Below are 22,929 nucleotides of genomic sequence, written 5' to 3'. Positions count from 1 at the left end.
CTTGAGCAGCACCCGGGCGCCGCCCGCGTGCTCGGCGAAGCGCTTCGCCTCGGTCAGCAGGCTGGGGCGGCCGGCGTAGTTCGCCGCCCGCGCTTGCGGCGGCCCGGCCGGCGACGCGGATTCCAGCGTCGGCCTCCCCGCGTCCCGGACGCATGAGGCGGCCGTCACCAGGGAATCGGGACTCCGCGCAGGTCAGTAAGTCGACACTTATTAGACTCGCCGTCGATAAAGCCGGGGGGTCGGCGTGTACGGGCCGGGCTCCGGCGGCTAGATTGGCCAGGTGACCGGTGAGTAAGTTGGACATTCGGCCGCTGAGACAGGAGACCCGCCATGCCCGAAGCAGTCATCGTCGCCACCGCGCGCTCGCCGATCGGCCGCGCCTTCAAGGGTTCGCTCAAGGACATGCGGCCCGACGACCTCACCGTCCAGATGGTCACCGCCGCGATGGCGAAGGTCCCGCAGCTCGGCCCCGACCAGATCGACGACCTGCTGCTCGGCTGCGGCCTGCCCGGCGGCGAGCAGGGCTACAACATGGCGCGGGTCGTGTCCGTCCTGCTCGGCTGGGACAACGTGCCGGGCGCCACGATCACCCGGTACTGCTCGTCGTCGCTGCAGACGACCCGCATGGCGTTCCACGCGATCAAGGCGGGCGAGGCCGACGTGATCATCTCGGCCGGCGTCGAGACGGTCAGCCGGTTCGCCAAGGGCAGCAGCGACGGGCTGCCCGACACGCAGAACCCGCTGTTCGCCGACGCGCAGGCCCGCACCGCGAAGGCGGGCGAGGGCGGCGCGCCGGTGTGGCACGACCCGCGCGAGGACGGCAAGCTCCCCGACATCTACATCGCGATGGGGCAGACCGCGGAGAACGTCGCCGGCATGCGCGGCGTGTCCCGCCAGGCGCAGGACGAGTTCGGCGTCCGCTCGCAGAACCTCGCCGAGAAGGCCCTCGCCAACGGGTTCTGGGAGAAGGACATCACCCCGGTGACGCTGCCGGACGGCAGCGTCCTGGCCAAGGACGACGGCCCCCGGCCCGGCACCACCTACGAGAAGGTGTCGCAGCTCCAGCCGGTGTTCCGGCCGGACGGGACGGTCACCGCGGGCAACTGCTGCCCGCTGAACGACGGCGCCGCCGCGGTCATCGTCATGAGCGACACCAAGGCCGCCGAGCTGGGCATCACCCCGCTGGCCCGCATCGTGTCGACCGGCGTGACCGGCCTGTCCCCCGAGATCATGGGGCTGGGCCCGGTGGAGGCGTCCCGCAAGGCCCTCGCCAAGGCCGGCATGACCATCGACGACATCGACCTCGTCGAGATCAACGAGGCGTTCGCGGCGCAGGTGCTCCCGTCCGCCGAGGACCTCGGCATCGACCACGACAAGCTGAACGTGAACGGCGGCGCGATCGCGGTCGGCCACCCGTTCGGCATGACCGGCGCCCGCATCACCTCCACGCTCATCAACGGGCTGAAGTTCCACGACAAGCAGTTCGGCCTGGAGACGATGTGCGTGGGCGGCGGCCAGGGCATGGCGATGGTGCTGGAGCGCCTCTCCTGACGGTCCGCGGTGGCCCGCACGGAACCGCCCTCGGGCGGCGCCGGGCGGGCCACCTGCACGTTTCCGGGGAATATCCCCGTTATTAATGATCTACGTAACGCAAAAGATAGGTCCCCGTTAGGGTCTTGTCACATGCGAGGAGGTGTTGCAGAGTCAGCAGGAAGAGCCCTGCGACCTGGAGGTGCCAATTGTCACTGAACCACTCGCCGGAGACGCACAGCAAGCTGATCGCCCGCATTCCGCAAGTCACAGGACGTGACATCCCCGAGTGGTTCACCGCCATCGAGAACGGCCCTTCGTTCACCCGCTGCGAGGAACGCAGCTCCTGGCTGGCCGAGGAGCACAACCTCTCGCACGGCTACGCCGCGGCGCTGGTGCGCGAGCACGAGCGGACGCGCCGCGCGCGCCACTACTGAGCGCGCGCCTCCGAACTTCATACAGACCCGGTGGGATCCCGCCAACGGATGCCCCCGCCGTCGTGCCGCCATGCCGCCACGACTCTGGCGCAGAGATCCCACATGGATCAGCCCCGCACCCCCGAGGGCGCGGGGCTGATCTTCGTCTGGGCTAGTCTCGTCCGCTGAAGTAGCTGAGCAGCCGCAGGATCTCCAGGTAGATCCACACCAGGCTCAGCACCAGCCCGAACGCGCAGTACCAGGCGAACTGCTCCGGCGCGCCGTGGCGGACGCCCTGCTCGACGGCGTCGAAGTCCAGCAGCAGGAAGAAGCAGCCGACGAGGATCGCGACGACGCTGAAGATGTAGGCGAGCGGGCTGCCCGGGTCGCGGATGCCGATGCCCTCGTCGCCGCCGAACACCTGCACCAGCAGGTTGATGATCATCAGCCCGATGAGCGCGAAGCCCGCGGCGATGACGAACTTGGCGAACTTCGGCGTCACCCGCACGATGCGCAGCGCGTAGACGGCGAGCGTGGCGCCGAACGCGAGCGCGGTCCCGATGACGGCCTGGAAGACGACGCCGTGGTAGATGTCGTTGTAGGCGTGGCTGACGATGCCGACGACGATCCCGTAGACGGCCGCGAACGCCAGCACCATCGGCGCGTTCGCCTTGCGCCCGAACGTGATGAACGCCCAGATCCCGATCTCCGCGATCAGCGCGACGACGAGGACCGGGGCCGCGAGCTCGACGGGCACCAGCGCCCACGCGAGCGCCGCGGTGAGCACCAGGACGGCGAGGGTCATGAACCCGCGGACGACGACGTCGTCCATGGTCATCGGTCGAGTGGCCGGCGGCGCGTACCCGTACCCGGGCGCCGCGTACCCGGGCCCCCCGTAGGGCTGTGCACCGTAGCCGGGTGCGCCGTAAGCCGCACCTCCGGCCCGCTGGTCGAAGGCGTTCCCCCGGAACGCGGGGTTTCTACTCTCCATCAGAGTCTCCACTTTCGGCCGACGTGGCCCTCCAGTCTAAACGCGAAACCCCCGCATGATCAGCCCGAATCCCACCCACCCCGTGCGACCGAGCCCCCACCGACGACCCCCGGACCGACCCCACACGCCAAACCCCCACAAACAGCCCACCACTCACCAACGCACAACGGGACCGAACTGCGGTCCACCGGCGAAGCCGATTGGAGATCAACAAGCAACGGCGCCCGCGAGGCACCCGCCCTTGCGCCGAAGGTTCCAGGGGGTCGCCCCCTGAGCGAGCACAGCAGAATCCGGCGAAGCCGATCGAACATCAGCGAACAACGGCGCCCGCCGCGCGCCCGCAAGGGCGGAGCCCTTGCACCGGGGGTTCCAGGGGGTCGCCCCCCTGGGCGAACACTGCGGGCCTCCGGCGAAGTTGATCGAAGATCAACGAGCATGGAGACCCGGCGCGTGCCCCTGGTCGGACTCGAACCGACACAATGGCTCTTTTAGGGAGCCTGCCTCTGCCATTGGGCTACAGGGGCGGCGTCATCATATCGAGTCAGGGGCCGCCGGCGGCGCGTCCTTTCACGGGGGTGCGGGAGTCGGCCGGGTCCGGCCAGTTCGACAGGAGCGAGTCAAGACGCGCCCGGGGTCCCGCCGGGCGGGTCCCCGTTGCCCGGCCACCCCCGTTCACCTCGGCGGACGGGTTCAGGTGGTGACGTTCTCCTTCATCCGGCCGGCGGCGAGTTCGAATTCCTGGCGCGGCCGTTCCAGTTCGGCCAGGGAGACGATTTCGCGGCGGAAGAAGAAGGCGAGCGTCCAGTCCATGGTGATCCGGAACTTGCGGTTGACGGTGGGCATCCGCGACAGGTGGTACGTGCGGTGCATGAACCACGCGGGGAACCCGCGCAGCTGGATGCCGTAGGCGTTCGCGACGCCCTTGTGCAGGCCGAGGCTGGCGACGGAGCCGACGTAGGCGTGCTTGTACGGCTTTCGCGGTCTGCCGCGCAGGTCGGCCGCGATGTTGTCGCCGAGCCGTTTGGCCTGGCGGACGGCGTGCTGGGCGTTGGGCGCGGTGAACTCGCCTTTGCCGCTGAGGTCGGGGACGGCGGCGTTGTCGCCGGCGGCGTAGACGTCCTGGAGCCCTTCGATGGTCAGTTCGGCGGTCGCCTTGAGGCGTCCCTTGTCGTCCACGGGCAGGTCGCTGTCCTTGACGAGGGGATGGGGTTTCACGCCGGCGGTCCAGACGAGGGTGCCGGCGTCGAACTCCTCGCCGTCGCTGAGCACGATGTGCCGTTTCACCGCGGATTTCAGCAGCGTGTTCATCTTGACTTCGATGCCGCGGCGGCGCAGCGCGTCGGCGGTCCAGCGGCCCATCTCGGGTCCCACTTCGGGCAGGATCCGGTCGGTGGCCTCGACCATCATCCAGCGCATTTCGCTCTCGTCGATGGTGGGGTACCACTTGCACGCGTCGCGCGCCATGTCCTCCAGTTCGGCCATGGCCTCGACGCCCGCGAACCCGGCGCCGACGAACACGAACGTCAGCGCCCGTTTCCTGACCTGCTCGTCGTCGGGGTTGGCGGCGGCGATGTCGAGCTGGTGCAGGACGTGGTTGCGGAGGAATATCGCCTCTTCAATGGTCTTGAAGCCGATTCCGCATTCGGCGAGCCCCGGGATCGGCAGCGTCCGGGAGATGGAGCCGACCGCGACGACGAGGATGTCGTATTCGATGTCGCGCGGCGCGACCTGGTCGGTTCTGGTCCCGGCGGGGCATATGGTGACGCGTTTGGCCGCGTGGTCGATCCGCGTCACGAAACCGTTCACGATCTGGCAGCGGTTCAGGACCGTGCGCAGCGGCGCGACCACGTGCCGCGGCTCGAGGTTTCCCGCGGCCGCCTCGGGAAGGAACGGCTGGTAGGTCATGTAGGACTGGGGATCGATGACGGTGACGGCGACCTCGCCGCTGCGCAGCTCACGGCGGAGTCTGCGCTGGAGGCGCAGGGCCGTGTACATGCCGACGTATCCCCCGCCGACGATCAGGATCCGCTTCGCCGGTCCCCCGCCGCGTCCCGAAGCGACCGGAGGGTCGCCGGTCCGAACTGATGTAGATCGCATGTCTGAGCCGATACCCGCATGCCGGGGCCGCGAACTTCATGGCCCCATCCGGCATCTCACCGGATGTACCACCAGAAAACGGATGGCGGGGTCAGGGCCGGACGGGGGCGCCAAGCGGCCGCGGGCGGCGGACCGGGACAGGGGCCGGTCTCCACGCTCCGGCCGCTTGGCCAAGGCCCTGCCCCGCCATCGCCGTTCACCGGGGGAGGCACCATGCCGCGACTGATCTGGGGGACGCTCACCGCCGCCGCCATCACCGCAGCGCTCGCCGGCTGCTCATCCAGCTCCCACGCCGGCACATCGTCCAACGCGAACACGGCGCCGTCGGCGCCGGGCGCGTCCGCCGCTTCACCGGCCCCGAGCCGCGGAGCCGGTTCGCCGGGCGGCGGGACGGGCGGCGGCACCTCAGGCAACGCCGGCTCCGGCGGCACCGGCCATGCGGCGCCGCAACGCCCGCACTGCACCAGCGGGATGCTCACCGCGCGGCTCACCGACCTCGGCGCCGCGGCGGGGAACCGCTACGCGACGCTCGTGCTCACGAACAAGTCGGGGAAGCACTGCACGACCGGCGGCTGGTCGGGGCTCCAGCTGGCCGACGCGGAGGGGGCCGTCCCGACGAAGGTGATCCGCGAGGGCACCGCGCACACGATCACGGTCTACAACGGCGGCCACGCCTACGAGCGGCTGCACTGGGCGGTCGTCCCCGCCGGAGACGAGACGGACGGCGCCGACTGCGAGCCCGAGCCGACCGTGCTGAAGGTGATCCCGCCCAACGACACGGAGCAGATCGCCGCCACCTGGACGTTCGGCGCGGTCTGCCAGCACGGCCAGATCCGCCTCACGCCCGTCACCACGAACCCGGTGCCCCGCTAGCGGTGGTCGCGGGCGCGGGCGAGGACCGTGTCCAGCATCTCTTCGGTGACCCGGCCGGTGAAGGTGTTCTGCTGGCTCGGGTGGTAGCAGCCCAGCAGCAGGACCGGCTCGGGCCGGGCCGCCGTGGGCGGCGGCGTCAGCCACGCCTCGGCGCCGTGGCCGAACTTCGGCCGCGGCCGCGGCACCCCGTATCCGGCCTGCTTCAGCGCCGGCCACACGCCCTGCCAGGCGAACCCGCCGAGGCACACGATGCAGCGGACGCTCGGCGCGACCAGCTCGATCTCGCGGGCCAGCCACGGCAGGCAGGTCGTCCGCTCCAGCGGCGTCGGCTTGTTGTCGGGCGGCGCGCAGCGGACCGTCGCCGCCATCCGCGCGCCGATGAGCCGCTGCCCGTCGCCCGCGCGGACGCTGGTCGGCTTCGCCGCGAGCCCCACCCGGTGCAGGGACGCGAACAGCCAGTCACCCGACCGGTCGCCGGTGAAGATGCGGCCGGTGCGGTTGCCGCCGTGCGCGGCCGGGGCCAGCCCGACGATCAGGACGCGCGGCTCCGGGTCGCCCCAGCCGGCGACGGGCCGGCCCCAGTACTCCTCGTCCGCGAACGCGCGGCGCCGCTGCACGGCGACCTTCTCGCGCCACGCCACGAGCCGGTCGCACGCGCGGCACACCGACTGGCGGGCGCACAGCTCGGCGAGGTCGGGCGCCTTCGCGGCCAGCTCGACGACCTCGCCGGTGCCGTGCGCGACGGGCGTGTCCGGCGCCGCGGGGTCCTCCGGCCATCCGGAACCGGGAGGGACGAACGGGGCGTTGGCGGTCGGCATACCATCGATCGTCCCACGCCGCGCCAGCCGGCAGGGCAGTGGCCGGGTTCCGCCCATGGCGGGTGCGGAGCGTGCCCGGTCGGTACGATGCGTTCGCCGGTCGGGGAGGCGGGTGTCCGGCACTGCCATTGGGCGAAGCGGGAGGCAGGAGTGTCGCAACCGGGCTGGTACCCCGATCCGTACGGCACCGGGAGCCTGCGCTGGTGGGACGGTCGGAACTGGACCGAGCGCCTCAACCCCGAGCCGGACCGTCCGCCGCGGCTGCAGCCGCCGCAGCGGCTCCGGGAGCCCGCCCGCGAGGAGGCGGGGGCCACGTACGCGGCCCCCGTGCAGCGGCCGACATGGGACCGCACCCCGTCCGTCCCGGCGCTGGAGGCGAACGTGCGGCGCCTCCCCCTGTACGCCGACGACCAGCTCGTCGCCTACGGCAGCGCCTCGCTCACCTGGCCGCGGGTGGAGTGGGTCGCGTACTGGGCGGCGGAACGCCCGGCCGGTTCCGGCCACCGCCCCGGCACGCAGTGGATCTTCCAGGCGGGACGGTTCCCGTTCCGCGGCGGCCCGCGCGTCGAGGTGGTGATCGAGCCGGACGCGGTGCCCGCGCGGGACGGGGAGCCCGAGCACATCTGGGGGCGGCTGATCCAGCTCTGCCAGGAGCACGCCGAGCAGCGGCTGGTCGCGGAGCTGGCGCGGCGCGTCCGGGCCGGCGAGTCGGTCGACGTGGCGCAGGGCCTCACCGTCCATCCGGGCGGCGTGCGCGGCAACCGGGTGTCGCTGAGCTGGTCGTCGATCTCCGGCGCGACCGTCGACCGGGGCCGGGTCTGGATCCAGCAGGCCAGCAGCAGCTCGCCGATCCTCTACGTCCCGCAGCAGAACCCGAACGCGGTGCTGATCCCCGCCCTGCTCGCGCAGCTCAAGAAGTGACCTGCCCCGCCGGGCCGCTCAGAGCAGCGACCAGGCGATGCCGTCCAGGATGTCGTGCTCGCTGACGACGACGGCGCCGAACCCGTACTCCCGCATGATCCGGTCCAGGATCAGCGCGCCCGCGCCGATCACGTCGACGCGCCCCGGGTGCATGACGCCGATCCCGGCGCGCTCGGCGCGGGTCGCGTGCAGCAGCCGCCGCGTCACGTCGTGCACCTGGGTGGCGGTGATCCGGGACAGGTGGATGCGGGACGGGTCGTACTCCGGCAGGTCGAGCGCGATCCCGGCGACGGTGGTGACCGAGCCCGCGAGGCCGACGAGGGTGCGCGCCTCGTCCACCGGGACCCGCTCCCGGACGGCGGCGAGCGCCGCGTCGATGTCGGCGGCGGCATTGGAGATCTGCTGCGGCGACGGCGGGTCGTCCTTCAGGTGCCGCTCGGTCATCCGCACGCAGCCGATGTCGATGGACCGGGACGCGTCGGCCGACGAGCTGCCGAGCACGAACTCGGTGGAGCCGCCGCCGATGTCGACCACCAGGTAGGGGCGGGCGGGGCGCAGTTCGGCCAGCTCGCGGGTGGCGCCCGTGAACGACAGCTCCGCCTCCTCGTCCCCGCTGATCACCTCGGGGACGACGCCGAAGATGTCGACGACGCCGCGGACGAAGTCGTTGCGGTTCGCGGCGTCGCGGGTGGCGCTGGTCGCCACCACCCGGGTCTTGATCGGGCCGTGCCCGGCGCCGCTGCCGTGCCGCTCGATCAGCTCGGCGTAGCCGCGCATCGCGGTGAAGGTGCGCTCCAGCGCGGCGGGCGCGAGCCGCCCGGTCTCGTCGACGCCCTCGCCCAGCCGGACGATCTCCATCCGGCGCTCGACGTCGGTGAGCCGGCCGCCGCCGGCGCCGGGCTCGATGTCGGCGATCAGCAGGCGGACCGAGTTCGTTCCGCAGTCGATGGCGGCGACCCGTGTCACTCGTCCTCCCCTGGTTCGAGATCGGCGCCCCGCGCCCCGGCGTCCCGCCCCTGGACGTCCCGCGCCTGGACGTCCCGCACCTGGACGTCCCGCACCTCGACGCACGGGCCGGACCGCCACCATTCCGGCAGTGCCTCCAGCGCCTCGCGGCCGAACGGGTTCACGCCGGGCACCGCCAGCTCGTGCGCGACGAGGGCGTGCAGGCACTTGACGCGCTCGGGCATGCCGCCGGCGCTCTGCGTGCCGGCGGGCAGCGGCTCGACGCCCTCGTCGCGGGCGGCCTCGTCCCGGCGGCGCAGGTAGTCCTCGTGGGCGGCGGTGTACTCCTCCTTGAGGGACGGGTCGGCGGCGAGCCTGGCCTGCATATCGCGCATGGCGCCGCTGCCCTCCAGCGTGCCGATGGCGGAGGCGGCCTTCGGGCACGTCAGGTAGAACAGCGTGGGGAACGGCGTCCCGTCCGGCAGCCGCGGCGCGGTCTCGATCACCGCGGGCAGCCCGCACGGGCAGCGGCTCGCCACCGCGCGGACGCCGCGCGGCTCCCGCCCGAGCTGGGCCGCGACGGCGGCCGTGTCACCTGCTTCGATCATCTGTCCCCACCCGCGATTCAGCGCGGCCGGTCGGCGGCCTCCACCGATCGCCACAGCGTCTCGTACCAGGGCGGCCTGCTGGGCGGCCCGCCCCGCTGCGTCTGCCGGCCCTCTCCCCCACTGCCGTCGAGCACGATGTAGCACTTTACGTCAGGACGACAATAATGAAGCCTGCGTGTGGCCTCCCGCTCAATGTACGACTTGTCACCAAGTTGCTGCTTGCGCTGGAGGAGTTCGTCGACCTGCCGGCGGGCCACCGCCTCCTTGTGCCGCAGGTCGGCGATCTCCTTGCGCTGGGCGATGTACTCGCGGACGGGGTAGGCGAGGCTCAGCGCGATCGCGCACACCACGACCGCGAGGATGGCGGCCCGGCTGGTCAGCGCCGGGTTGCCGCGGCGGGCCCCGTGGCCGCCGGTCCCGTGCTCGCCGGCGCGGTCGTCGGCGGCGTGGTCGTCGTCCTGCGGCATCGTGCCCCCTGCCTCCGGCTCGGCCGCCCGGACCCGGCGGCGGGACGCGGCCCCGCCCGCCGGGTCGCGGGCCCTGCTCAGCCCCGCGCGTCGAAGCGCGGGAACGCGGCGGCGCCGGCGTAGCGCGCGGCGTCGTCCAGCAGCTCCTCGATGCGCAGCAGCTGGTTGTACTTGGCGACGCGGTCGCTGCGGGCCGGCGCGCCGGTCTTGATCTGGCCGCAGTTGGTGGCGACGGCCAGGTCGGCGATCGTGGTGTCCTCGGTCTCGCCGGACCGGTGGCTCATCATGCACCTGTAGCCGCTGGTCTGCGCGAGCGAGACGGCGTCGAGGGTCTCGCTGAGCGTGCCGATCTGGTTGACCTTGACCAGCAGCGCGTTCGCGGCGCCGGCCTTGATGCCGCGGGCGAGCCGCTCGGGGTTGGTGACGAACAGGTCGTCGCCGACGAGCTGGACGCGGTCGCCGACGGCGGCGGTGAGGCCCTCCCAGCCGGCCCAGTCCTCCTCGTCGAGCGGGTCCTCGATGGAGACGAGCGGGTAGCTGCCGAGCAGCTCGCCGTAGTAGGCGGCCATGTCGTCGGCGGACCGCTTGGTGCCCTCGAACGCGTACTGCCCGTCGGCGTGGAACTCGGTGGCGGCGACGTCCAGGGCGAGCGCGATGTCGCGGCCGGGGGTGAAGCCGGCCTTGCGGATCGCCTCCATGATCAGGTCGAGCGCGTCCCGGTTGCTCGGCAGGTCGGGCGCGAAGCCGCCCTCGTCGCCGAGGCCGGTGTTCAGGCCGCGCGACTTCAGCACCGACTTCAGCGCGTGGTAGGTCTCGGCCCCCCAGCGCAGCGCCTCGGCGAAGGTGGCCGCGCCGATCGGCGCGATCATGAACTCCTGGACGTCGACGTTGGTGTCGGCGTGCGCGCCGCCGTTCAGGATGTTCATCATCGGGACGGGCAGCAGGTGCGCGTTCGGGCCGCCCACGTACCGGAACAGCGGGAGCCCGGCGGAGTCGGCGGCGGCCTTGGCGACGGCGAGGCTGACGCCGAGGATCGCGTTGGCGCCGAGCGCGGACTTGGCCGGGGTGCCGTCCAGGTCGACCAGGAGCTGGTCGATCAGCCGCTGGTCGGACGCCGGGTAGCCGACGAGCTTCTCGTCGATCGTCTCGTTGACGGCCTTGACCGCGTTGCGGACGCCCTTGCCGCCGTAGCGCTCCCCGCCGTCGCGCAGTTCGACGGCCTCGAACTGGCCGGTGGACGCGCCGCTCGGCACGGCGGCGTGCGCCTCGGTCCCATCGGCGAGCAGGACCTCGACCTCGACGGTCGGATTGCCGCGGGAGTCAAGGATCTCCCGGGCGAGTACGGCCTCGATCGACGACACGGGGAACCCCCTGAGGATGCTGATGGTCTGGTGCGATCACCGAGCCTATCCGCGCGCCCCCCGCGCGGACCAACGGGCTCGCCGTTCTCATATCGGACCGGCCACGACGAAGTCCCCCCGGCATGACCGGGTTTTACCCGTCCGCCACGGTGGCGTTTGCCCCGTTCAGGCAAGGAATCACGGGTACTGGCAGATACATACCCGGGAGGTCGCCATACGTGTCCGGCTCCACCGGCCGTCCAGAGGGCCGAGCCATTGGATCTGGCGGGCCGTCCTGCGTCACCCGCAAATCAGGACCCGGGTCACGCTGGCGTCGGTCCTGCTGGCCCTGCTGCTGTCGACCGGGCTGTGGGCTGCCCTGCTCGTGCTGATCAGGCAGGACGAGGTCGACACGACCAAGGAGACGCTGGGCCGCCAGGCGAACCGGATCGTGTTCGTCATCCAGACCGGCCGGCTGAGGAACCCCCTGCCGGCGGCCCCGGAAGATCTGATCCAGGTCATCGACCGCCGGAGGCGCGTGATCGCGGCCACCCCGGCGCTGCAGGGGCGCCCCGCCGCGGACTTCCCCCCGCCGCCCAAGAACGAGACCCGCCGCAGCGGCACCGCCTGCGGCGTCGGTCCGTCGAAGGACGGCTGCTTCATGGCGGTCGAGTACCAGGTGGGCTTCGGCTCGAACGCGCTCTTCATCATCGCGCTGGCCCCGGAGCCGGGGCCGGTGCCGCGCCCGACGACTGCGGCGCTGCTCGCGCTGACCATCCCGTTCATCACCGGCCTGGTCGGCTACGGGACGTGGCTTTCGGCGAACCGGACGATGCGGCCGGTCGACGAGATCCGCCGGGAGCTGGACGAGATCACCGCCACCGACCTGGAGCGCCGGGTGCCGGTGCCGTCCCACCGCGACGAGGTGGGGCTGCTCGCCGAGAGCGTGAACGCGACCCTCGACCGGCTGGAGGAGGCGGTCGCGCGGCAGCGCGCGTTCGTCACCGACGTGGGGCACGAGCTGCGCAGCCCGCTCACCGCGCTGCGGATGGAGGTGGAGCTGGCGCTGGCGGCGCCCGAGGACGCCGACGTGGCGGAGACGCTGCGGGCCGTCATGGAGAACACCGAGCGCCTGGCGGCGGTGGTGGACGACCTGCTGGCGCTGGCGCGGCTGGAGGCCGACCGCAACTTCGAGCGCGAGGCGGTGGACCTGACCGAGCTGGCGGACGCGGAGGTGCTGCGCCGCCCGCGGCGCACCCAGGTGACGGTCCTGTCGGAGGGGTCGGTGACGGTGCCGGGGAGCCGCAGCGAGCTGGCCCGGCTGCTCACCAACCTGCTCGACAACGCCGACCGGCACGCGTCCGCCGAGGTCACCATGATCCTGCGCACGGAGGCGCCCGCGACCGCCGTCGTCGAGGTGATCGACGACGGACCGGGCATCGCGCCGGAGGACCGCGAGCGGGTGTTCGAGCGGTTCACCCGGCTGGCCGAGGGCCGGCACCGCGACGCGGGCGGCACCGGCCTCGGTCTCGCGATCTCCCGGGACATCGCCATCGCGCACGGCGGCTCGCTGGTCCTCACCGACCGCGCCGACGGCCGCCCCGGCGCCCGCTTCGTCCTCCGCCTCCCCCGCTCCTGACCCGTGCACGGCGCGGGTGACCGGCGTCAGTGCAGGTCGGCGGCGGTGACGGAGACCTCGGCGCCGGGCGCGGGGTCGACGCCCATCGCGCGGGCGAGCTTGCGGAACGCGCCCGCCTCGTCCGCCCGGCCCCGGCGCTCCAGGGTGCGGGCCAGGGCCTCGTGCGCCCAGCCGTTGCAGGGGTCCAGGTCGACGAGGCGGCGGAAGGCCGCCTCGGCGCGGCCCAGCTGGGCGCTGTGGAAGTAGGCGCGGGCCAGCAGCTCCGCGGCGGCGCGGTTGCCCGGGTCGGCCTCGGCGATCGGGGCCAGCAGGCGGGCCGCGCCCGCGTAGTCCTTGGCGTCGAAGAACAGCGTCGCGCGCTCGAACTCCTCGTAGGTGGTCATCCCCGCCTCCCCTCGGTCCCATGGCGATGACACACCCGCAACCGGGGAGCGGCGGGGTTTGTTCCCCCGGGTCAGGTGAGGCCGAGGGACTCGCGGAGGCGTTCGCGCTCGGCCTCCAGCAGCTCGATCTGGCCCGCCAGCTCCTCCCGCTGGGCCAGGTACTGCCCGGAGTCGACCATGTCGCCGGCATCGGAGGGCGGGTCGGGAAGGTCGGCGCGGAGCCGTTCGAGGGACTCGTCGATCTCGCGGAGCCTGGCGCGCCGCTCCTCTTCGGGCTGGTTCATCTCGTCCTCCCCGTCGGGTACGGCTTCTGCATGCCCACGGTGGGCGCGTCCTCACGTCCCCGCGGTCAGATGCGGATCACGGTCTTGCCGCGGGCGCCGCCCGCGCGGTTGGCGGCGAGGGCGTCGGCGGCCTCGGCGAGCGGCACCTCGCGTTCGAGGTGGACGCGGAGCGCGCCCGCGTCGATGAGGTCCGACAGCCGCTCCAGCAGGGCCGCGGTGGGCTCGCCCTCGTAGTTGACGCCGCGCAGCTCCCTGGCCTCCATCGCGTCGGGGTTCACCGAATGCACGGTGCTGATGTAGGTCCCGCCGGGACGCAGCAGTTGCGCGATGTGCTCGGCCGCGGTGGCGTCGCTGACCATGTCGAGGACGGCGTCGATCCCCTCGGAGTGGACGGCGAGCACCTGCCCGTTCAGGTCGCCCCTGGAGTGGTCGACGGTCTCGTCCGCGCCGAGGAGCCGCATGGTGCCGGCCATGTCGTCGCGGGCCGTCGCGATGACCTTGGCGCCGGCGCGGGACGCGAGCTGCACCGCGCTCTGCCCGACGCCGCCGGTCGCGCCCACGACGAGGACGGTCTGCCCGGTGTCGACGCGGGCCTCGTCCACCAGGGCGAGCGCGGTCGCGCTCGCGGTCGGCACGGCCGCCGCCTGCGTGTAGATCATGCCGTCGGGCATCTTCGCGACCGGCCCGTCGTCGCGGGCGATCGCGTACTCGGCGTAGCTGCCGAGGCCGCGCTCGGGGTGCGAGAAGACCCCGTAGACCTGCTCGCCGTGCCGCAGCCGGGTCACGCCCTCGCCGACCTCGTCGACGACGCCGGCGCCGTCCCGGCCCAGGATCAGCGGGAACGGGACGTCGACGGAGTCCTTGAGCATGCCGTCGGCGATCTTCCAGTCGAGCGGGTTGAGGCCCGCCGCGACCATTCTCACCAGGATCTCCCCGGGCCCGGGCTCCGGGCGCGGCAGGTTCGTCAGCGCCGGTGTGGCGCCGTACTCGGACACGGCGATGGCTCGCATGAAGGACCGTCCCCCCGATCGGATCGCATGCGGGGGTGACCTACCCGGTCGCGGCGCGATCACACGGACCCGCAGGCCGGACGGGTCATCTCGCCCGCCGCCCTCAGGCGGGCGCCTCCTGGCCGGGGCCGCCGGGCGGCGGGATCGTCGCCGGCGGCGGTGTCCGCGGCCCGCCCGGCCCCGGGCGGCCGCCGCCGTCGCGCTTCTTCGGGCCCTTGCTGACCCGCAGCGTGATGGTCGAGCCGGGCTCGGCCGAGCCCGGCCCGGGGGACATCTCGGCGACCGTGCCCTTCCGGTACCGGTCGGACGCGACCTGCGCGCCGACGTTGGTCGTGAATCCCGCGTCGCGCAGCTTGTCGACGGCGTCGCCGAGCTTCATGCCCCGCACGTCGGGCACCTTCGCCCGGTCCTCGCCGGACCCCTTGCTGAAGTAGAACGACGGCGGCCGGTGGAACGACGACGCCCGCGTGCCGCGCAGCGCCCCGCTCATGCTCTGCTGCCAGATCGGCGCGGGGATCGTCGCGCCGAACACGGCCCCGTAGCAGGTGCCGTCCATGCAGAGGTTGCGCATCGGGTGCCGGTAGCCGCCGCGCGGGTCGCCGACCCAGACGGCCGCCGCCAGGTCCGGGGTGTACCCGGCGAACCAGGCGGCGGAGAAGTTGTCGACGGTGCCGGTCTTGCCGGCGGCGGGGCGGCCGATGCCCATGCCGCGCGCCGTGCCCTTGGTGAGGACGCCCCGCAGCACGTAGTTGACGGCGTCCGCGACGCCCTCGTCGATCGCCTGCTCGCAGTCGCGCCCCGGCACCTTCAGCCGGTGCCCGGACGCGTCCTTGATCGAGGTGATCGCGATCGGCTTGCAGTACTCGCCGCGGGCGCCGAACGCGGCGTAGGCGGCGGCGAGCCGGAGCGGGGACACCGGGTTGAAGCCGAGCGTGAAGGACGGGTACTCCTCCAGCGGCTTGCCGCTGGCCTGCTTCATCCCGAGCCGCTCGGCCATCCTGACGGTGTCGCAGAGGCCGACCTCCTTCTCCAGCGCGAGGAAGAAGGTGTTGACCGAGTGGTGCGTGCCGGTGACGAGGCTGAACTCCTTGCCGCCCTCGCCGTCGGCGGCGTTGCGCAGGGACGCGGTGGGGTCCCCGACCTTGTCGCCGTCGCAGTTGCGGAAGCCGACGGGGGTGAACTCCCGCGGCGCCATCAGCCGGGTGCCGAACGGCATGCCCTCGTCGAGCGCGGCGGCCAGCGTGAACGCCTTGAACGTCGACCCGGCCTGCATGCCGATGCTCGACCCGTGGCTGGCGTCCGCGGCGAAGTTGATCCAGGTCTTGCCGCGCTCCTTGTCGGGGCCGAGCTCGCGGTCCACGACCATCGCCTTGATCTCGCCGGTGCCGGGCTCGACCATCGCCTCGGCGGCGGCCTTGTGCGCGGAGTTCTTCGGCGGGACGTGCCGGTTCACGGCCTTCTGCGCGGCCTTCTGCGCGCGCGGGTCCATGGTGGTGCGGATCGTGAGGCCGCCGCGCTTGAGCAGCTTCTCGCGGTCCTTCGCCGTCTTGCCGAACACCGGGTTGGTGAGGATCTCGCGCTGCACGTAGTCGCAGAAGAACGGCGCCTTGCTGGACACGCACCCGCTGCGGATGTTGTCGATCTTCAGGTCGATGGGCTTGCGCTTGGCCTCCGCCGCCTCGGCCGGGTCGACCCAGCCGAGCTCGGCCATCCGGTCGAGGACGGTGTCGCGGCGCTTGCGCGCCTCGCCGGGATGCCGCGTCGGATCGTAGGCGTAGGGGTAGCGGATGACGCCGGCGAGCAGCGCCGCCTCGGGGAGGGTCAGCTCGGACGCGTGCTTGGAGAAGTAGTGCCGGGACGCGGCCTCGATGCCGTAGGCGCCGTCGCCGTAGTAGGCGATGTTGAGGTAGCGGCGCAGGATCTCGTCCTTGCTGTACTTCTCCTCGACCGCGACCGCGTACCGCAGCTCGCGCACCTTCCGGGCGGTGGTGACCGCGGTGGCCGCCTGCCGCTCCTCGTCGCTGTCGGCCTGGGTGAGCAGCAGGTTCTTCACGTACTGCTGGGTGATGCCCGAGCCGCCCTGGGTGACCTCGCCGCTGCTGAGGTTGCTGGCGAGGGCGCGCAGCGTGCCCTGCAGGTCGATGGCGCCGTGCTCGTAGAACCGGCTGTCCTCGATCGCGAGCACCGCCTGCCGCGCGACCGGCGCGATCTTGTCGAGCGGGACGTCCACCCGGTTCTGGTAGAAGAACGTCGCGATCTTCGACCCGTCCGCGGCGAGGATCGTGGAGCGCTGCGGGACGCCGGAGGTCGTCAGGTTCACCGGCTCGCTGTCGAACCAGCGGGCCGTGTCGCGGGCGCCGACGCCGGCCGTGCAGGCGACCGGCAGCAGCATCAGCGCGACGAGGACGCCGGCGAGGCCGCCGAGCGCGCCCAGCCCGCGCAGCGCGCGGGCCTTCTCGCCGCGGGTCGTGGCGGTGGTGAAGATCCGGCGGGGACGACGCGGCGGGCCGGAGGCACCGCCCCGTACGTCGCGGTTCACTGGGTCACCATCAGCCCCGGCTGGCACGCGCTTAGAGTAAACGCGCCTTCGCGGCCGGACCACCCTATCGATGATGTTCCGGTAGATTCCCCGCGATTCAGGCGTGCTGCCGCCGCCGTTCCCACGCTCGGACACGATCGCGGAATACCCGGGAAACGGCGCGCAACTCGGCCTCCGGGTCGACTCCCCGCTCCACGGCCTCCCGGACGAGCGCGAACAGCCGCTCCCCGAGGTCGTCCCCGCCGCCCGCGAGACCGTCCGCCAGGCCGGCCGGGGCCTCCATCCGCCGGGCGCGGCGCTGGAGCTGCGCGGCCAGCGACAGCGCCGGCTGCCCCATCGGGACGCCGTCGAGAGCGGACGCCTCGGCGCCGCTCTTCGCCGCCCGCTCCGCCGCCTTGATCTGCTCCCAGTTGGCGTTGACCTCGTCGGCGCCGGAGACGGTCACGTCGCCGAACACGTGCGGGTGGCGGCGGACGAGCTTCTCCACGATCGCGCCCGCCACGTCGTCGATGGTGAACGCCGTCTCGTCGTCGCGCTCGGCGGCCACCGCCGAGTGGAACGCCACCTGCATCAGCACGTCGCCGAGCTCCTCGCGGAGCGCGCCGTAGTCGCCCGACTCGATCGTGTCGAGGACCTCGTACGCCTCCTCCAGCAGGTACGGGACGAGCGTGACGTGCGTCTGCTTGCGGTCCCAGGGGCATTCGCGCCGCAGCGTGTCCATGACCGACACGAGGTCGAGCAGCCGCGCGCCCGGCAGGTCATAGGAGCCGTGCAGCACCTCGACGTCCAGCGGGTCGTCGACGACCAGCGCGCCGATCTCGCGCATCAGCTCCTCGTCGCCCTCGGGCGCGGCCACCCACACGACGGCGGCGTCCGGGGCCGCGGCCCGGGCGTCGGCCACCAGCCGGGCGGCGTCGGGCTCCCCGACCGTCTCCGCGGCGATCCCGGCGTCGCGGAGCGAGGGCAGCAGCGGGTGGCCGTCGCGGAGCCGGACGGAGGCGGCCGACCGGAGCGCGTCCCACGCCCGCCACGTCAGCAGCCCCGGCGCGACCCGGTGCGTGGTCGCGAGCAGTGTCAGGGCCATGCGCCTCAGATACCCGAGTCGGGGCTGGACAGCCGGTAGGTGATCGGGCCGACCTCGACCTTGCCCGGGTCGTAGGTCCCGTAGCGCGGGTTGACCTCGATGTCCATGTCCTCGGCGGTGTGCCTGAGCAGCTCGGTCCACCTCTGGCCGGCCTGCTGCGTCGCCGGGCTCAGCGGGTTCTCCAGATCCGCGCCGAGCCGCTGCATGACGGCGGGCTGGGTGATGAGGAAGCGCGCGAAGTCGCGGGTGCGCTCGCGGGGCAGCGCGTTCAGCAGCGTGATCGACCCGGCGCCGCCACCGCGGTTCAGGGCCTCCACCATCGAGTCCACCTGACCGCCGGTGACGTCGACGCCGGCCTGCTTCGCCGCTTCGTCGACGACACGCAGGTTGATCAGCATCATCAGGGAGCCCCGCACGCCGTACTCGTCGTCGGGCACGAAGCGCGGCACCCGGATCTGCTGGTTGCCGAGCAGGTTCTTGGCCACCGGGTCCGCCTTGAACTGGGCCTCCTGGTCGCGGACGGTCCGGGTGAGCTCGTTGGTGGTGATGCGGTCGTCGCCGACGAGGGCGGCGGTGCCGACCTTCGGGGAGCCGCCGCAGCCGGCCAGCGCGCCGGCCGCCAGCACGACCGCCACCGCCGCCTTCACGGACTTACCAGGCACGGAATCCTCGTCTCGTCATGGATCTCTGGGGTCGGCTCAGGCTACCGCCTGCCGGACGCGGTCGCCGTTTCCAGGAACAGCGCCTCGACCAGCCCGGTCGCCCACTTCAGCAGCTCCTGGTCGCGCAGCGGCCGGCCGCCGATCGGCGCGGTCTTCGGCGTGGGGACGAGCAGGGTGTCGGTGGCCGGCTTCAGGATGCTCTTCGGATACAGCCGCTGCAGCCTCACCTGCTTGGAGTCCGGCAGCCGCACAGGCGTGAACTTGACGAAGTTGCCCTGGAGGGTGACGTCGGTGAGCCCGGCCATGCGCGCCTTCGCCCGGAACCGGGCCACTTCGAGGAGGTTCAGCACCGGGACGGGCAGCGGGCCGAACCGGTCCTTCAGCTCGTCGTGCACGGCGGCGATCTCGTCGTCGGACGTGATCGCGGCGATGCGGCGGTAGGCGTCCAGCCGGAGCCGCTCGCCCGGCACGTACTCGTGCGGCAGGTGCGCGTCGACGGGCAGCTCGACCTTCGTCTCCACGGCCTCGGCCTCGGCGGCGCCGCCGTCCTTCAGCTCCCGGACCGCCTCGCCGACCATCCGCACGTACAGGTCGAACCCGACGCCCGCGACGTGCCCGGACTGCTCCGCGCCGAGGATGTTGCCCGCGCCGCGGATCTCCAGGTCCTTCATCGCCACGTACATGCCGGCGCCGACCTCGGTGTGCTGGGCGAGGGTCGCGAGCCGCTCGTGCGCGGTCTCGGTCAGCGGCTGCTCCGGCTGGTACAGGAAGTAGGCGTAGGCGCGCTCCCGGCCGCGCCCGACGCGCCCGCGCAGCTGGTGGAGCTGCGACAGCCCGTACATATCGGCCCGGTCGACGATCAGGGTGTTGGCGTTCGGGACGTCCAGGCCGGACTCGACGATCGTGGTCGCGACGAGGACGTCGTAGTTCTTCTCCCAGAAGTCGACCATGACCTTTTCGAGCTCGTTCTCGTTCATCTGCCCGTGCGCGACCGCGATCCGCGCCTCCGGGACGAGCCGCGCCAGGTTCGCCGCGACCTTGTTGATCGAGCGGACCCGGTTGTGCACGAAGAACACCTGGCCCTCGCGCAGCAGCTCGCGGCGGATGGCGGCGGCGATCTGCTTCTCCTCGTACGGCCCGACGAACGTCAGGACGGGGTGCCGCTCCTCCGGCGGCGTGAGGATCGTCGACATCTCCCGGATGCCGGTGAGGCCCATCTCCAGCGTGCGCGGGATCGGCGTCGCGGACATGGCGAGCACGTCCACCTGAGTCCGGAGCCGCTTCAGCTCCTCCTTGTGCTCGACGCCGAACCGCTGCTCCTCGTCGATGACGACGAGGCCGAGGTCCTTGAACCGGGTCTGCGCCGACAGGATCCGGTGGGTGCCGACGACGACGTCCACGCTGCCCTCGGACAGGCCGCGCAGCGTCTCCTCGATCTCCCGGTCGGTCTGGAACCGGCTGATCGGCTTCACCACGACGGGGAACGCCGCGAACCGCTCGCTGAACGTCGACATGTGCTGCTGGACGAGCAGCGTCGTCGGCACCAGCACCGCGACCTGCCGCCCGTCCTGGACGGCCTTGAACGCCGCCCGCACCGCGATCTCGGTCTTGCCGTAGCCGACGTCGCCGCAGATCAGCCGGTCCATCGGGACGGGCTTCTCCATGTCGGCCTTGACCTCGTCGATCGCGGCGAGCTGGTCGGGCGTCTCGGTGTAGGGGAACGCGTCCTCCAGCTCCCGCTGCCACGGGGTGTCGGGCGCGAACGCGTGCCCGGGGCTCGCCATCCGCGCCGAGTACAGCCGGATCAGCTCCCCCGCGATCTGCTTGACCGCCTTGCGGGCCCGCGACTTGGCCTTCTGCCAGTCGGCGCCGCCGAGCCGGTGCAGGCTGGGCGCCTCCCCGCCGACGTACCGGGTCAGCTCCTCCAGCTGGTCGGTCGGGACGAACAGCCGGTCGCCCCTCGCATACTCCAGGATCAGGTACTCGCGGGTGGCGCCCTGCACCGTCCGGCTGACCATCTCCACGTACCGGCCGACGCCGTGCTGCTCGTGCACCACGTAGTCGCCGGCCCTGAGCTGCAGCGGGTCGATCCCGCCGCGCCGCCGCGACGGCATCCGGCGGGCGTCCCTGGTGGACGACCGCTGCCCGGACAGGTCGGTCTCGGTCAGCACCGCGAGCTTGATCGACTCCCAGGTGAACCCGTTCTCCAGCAGCCCGGTCGCCACCGTCACCACCGACGGGGCGGGCGGCCCGGCGAGGTCGGCGCGCCGCGCGCCGATCCCCTGCTCCCCGACGAGCTGGACGAGCCGCTCGGCGGGGCCGTGCCCGGCGGTGACCATCACGACGCGCCAGCCGCCGTCGATCCAGCCCTTCAGATCGCCGACGACCCGGGACGTGTCGCCCCGGTACGCCTCCGCCGGCGCGGCCCCGAGGTTCAGCGCCTCCACCCCGTCGTCCAGCGCCCCGCCGTCCAGCGGGGACGGCCCCTCCGCGGCCTCCGCGCCCGCCGCCATGGGGGTGAGCGCGGTCACGCTCCAGCGCGGCAGGCCCAGCTCGGTGCTGTGCGCGCGGACCTCCTCCAGCGAGCGGAACGCGGCGGCGCCGAGGTCGATCGGCGCCTCGCCCCCGGCGGCGGCGTTGACCCAGCTCGCCTCCAGGAACTCCTGGCTCGTCCGGACCAGCTCCGCCGACCGGGTGCGGATCCGCTCCGGCTCGCACACGAGCAGCGCCGAACCGTCCGGCAGCAGATCGGTCAGCAGCTCCATCCGGTCGGCGAGGACCGGCGAGAACGCCTCCATGCCCTCGACCGTGTCGCCGTCGGCGATGCGGCCGAGGATCTCCTCCAGCGCCGGGTGCTCCCCGGCGAGCAGCTTCGCGCGCTCGCGCACCTTCTCCGTGAGCGGCAGCTCCCGGCACGGAGGCGCCCACAGCCCGTCCCGGGCCACCTCCAGCGAGCGCTGGTCGGCGGCCTTGAAGTAGCGGATCTCCTCGACGGTGTCGCCCCAGAACTCCACCCGCAGCGGGTGCTCCTCGGTGGGCGGGAACACGTCCAGGATCCCGCCGCGCACCGCGATCTCGCCGCGCTTCTCCACCAGGTCGACGCGGTGGTACCCGGCGTCCACCAGGCTGCGGACGGCGTCGTCCATGTCGGCGTCCTCGCCGGAGACCAGCCGCACCGGCTCCAGGTCGGCGAGCCCGGCGACGATCGGCTGCAGGACGGCCCGGACCGGCGTCACCACGACGTCCAGCTCGCCCCCCTTGCCGTCGCCCTCCGGGCCGGCCGCGTCCGGGTGGACGAGGCGGCGCAGCACCGCGAGCCGCTGCCCGACGGTGTCCGAACGCGGCGACAGCTTCTCGTGCGGCAGCGTCTCCCAGGCCGGGAAGTGCGCGACGCGGGCCGGGTCGAGCAGGCTCGACAGGGCGGCGGTGAGGTCCTCTGCCTCCCGGCCGGTCGCGGTCACCGCGAGCACCGCGCCCCCGCCGTCCGCGCGCAGGCGGCGGCTCAGGGCGGCGGCGAGCACCGGCCACAGCGCGGCCGGCGCGACCACCTCCCGGTCCGCGCGCGCCCGCGAGAGGGCGCGCTCCAGGCCCGGATCGGTGCACGCAAGGTCAACAAGTCCAGAAAGCGTCATATTCGCCCGCACAATCGCCGAATAACCCCGTGGCAGGGCAGCCCGAAAGGCCGGAATCCCCTGCGGGACCCCGGTGCCGCGTACCAGGGTACGCGACACGGCCGCGCCGAGAATGCGCAAATAGCGGACGGAGCGCAGTCGGGCGATTACGCTGCGAGACTGTGACCGATCTGCGTACGCCGCCGGTCAGCGACGGCGATCTCTTCTCAGAACGCGCCCGACAGTACGCCCTAGAGAAGCCCCTGCAGCGGATCCACATCCTGGAGGCGGGCTGCGGCTGGGGCACGGGCCTGGACCTCGGCGACCACGACCGCCACGTCACGGGCGTCGACGCGGAGTCCCCGGAGCTGCGCGCCTACACCTGCGAGCGGCCCGACCTCGACACCTGGCACCTCGGCGACCTGCGGACGGTGCCGCTGCCGCCGCGCGCCTTCGACATCGTGCACGCCTCGTACCTGATCGAGCGGGTGCCGCACGCCGAGCTGGTGCTCGACCGGTTCGTCGCCGCGCTGAAACCCGGCGGGCTGCTGCTGGTGCACCTGCGCGACCGCAACACCGCGTTCGGGTTCCTCGACCGCACGCTGCCCCGGTGGCTGCGGACGTCCGGGCGGCGCCGGCGGCCGCGCCCGGGCCGGGGCGTCCGCGGCGGCCCGCGGGCGGCGCGGGGCGCGCACGCCCGCGGGCCGTACC

General features: G+C 72.8%; 20 protein-coding genes and 1 tRNA gene. 6 read left to right on the top strand and 15 right to left on the bottom strand.

All coding sequences use genetic code 11. The annotated features are described in order from the left end of the window. The first annotated feature begins 330 nt into the window (after positions 1–330). Positions 331–1,551 (top strand): acetyl-CoA C-acetyltransferase, encoded by a 1,221-nt coding sequence (locus tag ABTW95_RS34115; protein ID WP_500228460.1) that lies wholly within the window; start codon positions 331–333, stop codon positions 1,549–1,551. A gap of 188 nt (positions 1,552–1,739) precedes the next feature. Next, complete coding sequence (locus ABTW95_RS34110) at positions 1,740–1,967, top strand: DUF4287 domain-containing protein (RefSeq protein WP_067799929.1); 228 nt, start codon at positions 1,740–1,742, stop codon at positions 1,965–1,967. A 151-nt stretch (positions 1,968–2,118) separates the two neighbouring features. On the opposite strand, the gene ABTW95_RS34105 is transcribed toward ABTW95_RS34110, so the two are convergent. The 3 genes from ABTW95_RS34105 to ABTW95_RS34095 all read right to left on the bottom strand — a co-directional run bounded on the left by ABTW95_RS34105 (position 2,119) and on the right by ABTW95_RS34095 (position 4,932). Continuing rightward, positions 2,119–2,937, bottom strand: a complete 819-nt coding sequence (locus tag ABTW95_RS34105; protein WP_396448275.1) for a Bax inhibitor-1/YccA family protein — start codon at positions 2,935–2,937, stop codon at positions 2,119–2,121. A gap of 451 nt (positions 2,938–3,388) precedes the next feature. After that, a tRNA-Leu gene (locus tag ABTW95_RS34100) sits at positions 3,389–3,461 on the bottom strand. A gap of 166 nt (positions 3,462–3,627) precedes the next feature. Next, the gene (locus ABTW95_RS34095; protein ID WP_396448274.1) at positions 3,628–4,932 is read right to left on the bottom strand and encodes an NAD(P)/FAD-dependent oxidoreductase; all 1,305 of its coding nucleotides are present in this window, start codon (positions 4,930–4,932) and stop codon (positions 3,628–3,630) included. 315 nt (positions 4,933–5,247) lie between these two features. Here ABTW95_RS34095 and ABTW95_RS34090 point away from each other — a divergent pair, with 315 nt between their 5' ends. Next, positions 5,248–5,907 carry a DUF4232 domain-containing protein gene (locus tag ABTW95_RS34090; protein ID WP_396448273.1) on the top strand — a complete coding sequence of 220 codons (660 nt, stop codon included), beginning with the start codon at positions 5,248–5,250 and terminating at the stop codon, positions 5,905–5,907. On the opposite strand, the gene ABTW95_RS34085 is transcribed toward ABTW95_RS34090, so the two are convergent. Next, the gene (locus ABTW95_RS34085; RefSeq protein WP_500228459.1) at positions 5,904–6,725 is read right to left on the bottom strand and encodes a uracil-DNA glycosylase; all 822 of its coding nucleotides are present in this window, start codon (positions 6,723–6,725) and stop codon (positions 5,904–5,906) included. The genes ABTW95_RS34090 and ABTW95_RS34085 overlap by 4 nt on opposite strands. Positions 6,726–6,875: 150 nt before the next feature. Here ABTW95_RS34085 and ABTW95_RS34080 point away from each other — a divergent pair, with 150 nt between their 5' ends. Continuing rightward, positions 6,876–7,646: a DUF2510 domain-containing protein gene (locus ABTW95_RS34080; protein ID WP_396448270.1), complete on the top strand. Its 771-nt coding sequence runs from the start codon at positions 6,876–6,878 to the stop codon at positions 7,644–7,646. Between the two features lie 18 nt (positions 7,647–7,664). On the opposite strand, the gene ABTW95_RS34075 is transcribed toward ABTW95_RS34080, so the two are convergent. The 4 genes from ABTW95_RS34075 to eno all read right to left on the bottom strand — a co-directional run bounded on the left by ABTW95_RS34075 (position 7,665) and on the right by eno (position 11,027). Further along, positions 7,665–8,612: a Ppx/GppA phosphatase family protein gene (locus tag ABTW95_RS34075; protein WP_396448269.1), complete on the bottom strand. Its 948-nt coding sequence runs from the start codon at positions 8,610–8,612 to the stop codon at positions 7,665–7,667. Then, positions 8,609–9,199, bottom strand: coding sequence for a DUF501 domain-containing protein (locus ABTW95_RS34070; protein ID WP_500228458.1), 591 nt, complete (start codon positions 9,197–9,199; stop codon positions 8,609–8,611). Before ABTW95_RS34070 ends, ABTW95_RS34075 begins: the two co-directional genes overlap by 4 nt. Positions 9,200–9,216: 17 nt before the next feature. After that, a complete protein-coding gene (locus ABTW95_RS34065) occupies positions 9,217–9,666 on the bottom strand; it encodes an FtsB family cell division protein (RefSeq protein ID WP_500228457.1) in 450 nt (149 codons plus the stop codon). 77 nt (positions 9,667–9,743) lie between these two features. Next, the gene (eno, locus tag ABTW95_RS34060) at positions 9,744–11,027 is read right to left on the bottom strand and encodes a phosphopyruvate hydratase (RefSeq protein ID WP_396448266.1); all 1,284 of its coding nucleotides are present in this window, start codon (positions 11,025–11,027) and stop codon (positions 9,744–9,746) included. Positions 11,028–11,391: 364 nt separating this feature from the next. On the opposite strand from eno, the gene ABTW95_RS34055 reads away from it, so the two are divergent. Further along, a complete protein-coding gene (locus ABTW95_RS34055; protein ID WP_500228456.1) occupies positions 11,392–12,645 on the top strand; it encodes a sensor histidine kinase in 1,254 nt (417 codons plus the stop codon). Positions 12,646–12,671: 26 nt separating this feature from the next. Here ABTW95_RS34055 and ABTW95_RS34050 read toward each other — a convergent pair whose 3' ends face one another. From ABTW95_RS34050 to mfd, 7 genes are all read right to left on the bottom strand, one after another. Continuing rightward, complete coding sequence (locus tag ABTW95_RS34050) at positions 12,672–13,028, bottom strand: tetratricopeptide repeat protein (RefSeq protein WP_500228455.1); 357 nt, start codon at positions 13,026–13,028, stop codon at positions 12,672–12,674. A gap of 71 nt (positions 13,029–13,099) precedes the next feature. Then, positions 13,100–13,312 (bottom strand): hypothetical protein, encoded by a 213-nt coding sequence (locus ABTW95_RS34045; protein ID WP_396448262.1) that lies wholly within the window; start codon positions 13,310–13,312, stop codon positions 13,100–13,102. A 65-nt stretch (positions 13,313–13,377) separates the two neighbouring features. Beyond that, positions 13,378–14,322 carry an NADP-dependent oxidoreductase gene (locus ABTW95_RS34040; protein ID WP_396448261.1) on the bottom strand — a complete coding sequence of 315 codons (945 nt, stop codon included), beginning with the start codon at positions 14,320–14,322 and terminating at the stop codon, positions 13,378–13,380. Between the two features lie 103 nt (positions 14,323–14,425). Then, on the bottom strand, positions 14,426–16,861 hold the full coding sequence (locus tag ABTW95_RS34035) for a penicillin-binding protein (RefSeq protein WP_396448260.1): 2,436 nt from the start codon (positions 16,859–16,861) through the stop codon (positions 14,426–14,428). Positions 16,862–16,958: 97 nt separating this feature from the next. Continuing rightward, positions 16,959–17,945 (bottom strand): nucleoside triphosphate pyrophosphohydrolase, encoded by a 987-nt coding sequence (locus ABTW95_RS34030; protein ID WP_396448259.1) that lies wholly within the window; start codon positions 17,943–17,945, stop codon positions 16,959–16,961. Positions 17,946–17,950: 5 nt separating this feature from the next. After that, the gene (locus ABTW95_RS34025) at positions 17,951–18,607 is read right to left on the bottom strand and encodes a SurA N-terminal domain-containing protein (protein ID WP_396448258.1); all 657 of its coding nucleotides are present in this window, start codon (positions 18,605–18,607) and stop codon (positions 17,951–17,953) included. A 41-nt stretch (positions 18,608–18,648) separates the two neighbouring features. Beyond that, positions 18,649–22,239, bottom strand: coding sequence for a transcription-repair coupling factor (gene mfd / locus ABTW95_RS34020; protein WP_396448256.1), 3,591 nt, complete (start codon positions 22,237–22,239; stop codon positions 18,649–18,651). Positions 22,240–22,400: 161 nt separating this feature from the next. On the opposite strand from mfd, the gene ABTW95_RS34015 reads away from it, so the two are divergent. Continuing rightward, positions 22,401–22,929, top strand: a 529-nt coding sequence (locus ABTW95_RS34015; protein ID WP_500228454.1) for a class I SAM-dependent methyltransferase, incomplete at its 3' end; no start/stop codon positions are given.

The sequence above is a fragment of the Spirillospora sp. NPDC127506 genome, assembly GCF_040302145.1.
Taxonomy (GTDB): Bacteria; Actinomycetota; Actinomycetes; order Streptosporangiales; family Streptosporangiaceae; genus Spirillospora.
This window is presented reverse-complemented; position numbering and strand designations above follow the sequence as displayed.